The 1,718-nt window shown below is 40.2% G+C and carries 1 protein-coding gene; it reads left to right on the top strand.

Annotated elements, in window-relative coordinates:
* On the top strand, nt 1–1,718 hold a 1,718-nt coding region (locus tag Q8907_16890; GenBank protein ID MDP4275946.1), incomplete at both ends, for a SusC/RagA family TonB-linked outer membrane protein.

Here is a 1,718-nt window from a genome sequence, read left to right as displayed (position 1 = left end):
CAGACTAGATGATTTGCTGGATAAACTTTTTGCCTATTCAACGTTGACCTATAGGAAATTCAACAATAAATTTATTGTTATTACCCCCCGTTGTATTGCTCAAACACATACAATTTCTGGAACACTTACAGATAAAGTAACTGGAGAACCCTTACCTGGGGTTAACATAATCGTTGAAGGCTCCACTTTAGGCACTACAACAAATGTTAATGGAAAATATTCTCTTGATTTATCAGACCCTAATGCCATACTTGTTTTTTCTTACCTGGGATATACGACTGAACGGATTTCGGCTGCAGGGAAGAGCATTATCGATATTCAATTGGTAGAAGTAGCAAAAAACTTAGATGAAGTGGTTGTGATTGGATATGGAACTCAAAGGAAACATGATGTGACAAGTGCCGTAGCTTCATTTAATGCAACCAATTTGGATGAAAGGCCTCTTGTGCGGGTTGATCAGGCATTGGTCGGTCAAATGGCCGGGGTGCAGGTTAAACAAACCACGGGCGCCCTGGGTAAGCCATTTAGCATTAATATAAGAGGAGCAGGTTCAATTTCTGCCGGGAACGAACCCTTATATGTAGTAGATGGTTTTCCTCTAGCTACTGCAGCTCCTAACAAATCCGGAAATTATGAAAATGGAAATCCTTTGGATAACCTAAACTCCAATGATATAGAATCCATTATGGTACTGAAGGATGCTGCTGCAGCTGCTATTTATGGATCAAGAGCCGCCAATGGGGTTGTATTGATCACTACAAAAAGCGGGCAAGCCGGTAAACCTAAAATCAGTGTCAACAGCTATGCCGGTTTTGCAGAGGCTAACCGGAAGCTGGATATGTTAAGTTCTAAGGAATGGATCGACAGATCAATCGAAATGATTAATGCTCAATGGGTGGCCTCTTCAACCCCCACATCGATAAGGACTGCTGATCAAACTACCGATCAGAGGCGTGCAATTTTAGGTTTAAGTGCGGGTCAATTTAATACCAACTATATGATAGATGATCGTTGGCTTGATCCGAATCATGCAGGTCTTCGTTTTATTGACTGGCAGAACGAAGCATTTAGAAAGGGAATAATACAAAATCATCAAATTTCCGCAACCGGAGGTAATGAAACAGCAAAATATTATATCTCGGGTAACTATGCCCATCAGGATGGTATGATAATTTGTACGGATTATACCAGTTATTCTGCAAGAGCTAATGTAGAAGTTTCTGCCAGTAAAAAACTCAAGTTCGGCCTGAATCTTTCCCCCACCTATTCAATAAACAATGATCCCGGGGTGGAAGGCAAGGATAATATTTTACACCAGTTAGTGAGCTATAGTCCCGTACAGGAAGATACCGTCGGGCTTTATCCAAATTTTGGAAACAATGGACAGTATAAATGGAGCAATTCAGCCAATAGCCCTATTGGGAAACTTCATAATATAGTGGGACAGAAAACAATTTTCCGGACAATTACTTCTGCCTTTGCTGAATATCAGCTTGCCCAGGGACTTTCCTTAAAAACAACAATTAACCTTGATAATACAGATTATAATTACAAAACTTATGTCCCCTATACAGCTACCAATTCACTGGCAACTCGTTTGGCACAAACAACTACAAATACTTCAGGGACAGCAGGGGGCTACAAAAAGCAAACCTTTGTAAATGAAAATACTATTTCATACCAAACCCTAATTGCTAATAAGCATGACATTTCCCTTT

The sequence above is a fragment of the Bacteroidota bacterium genome, from assembly GCA_030706565.1.
Taxonomy (GTDB): Bacteria; Bacteroidota; Bacteroidia; order Bacteroidales; family JAUZOH01; genus JAUZOH01.
This window is presented reverse-complemented; position numbering and strand designations above follow the sequence as displayed.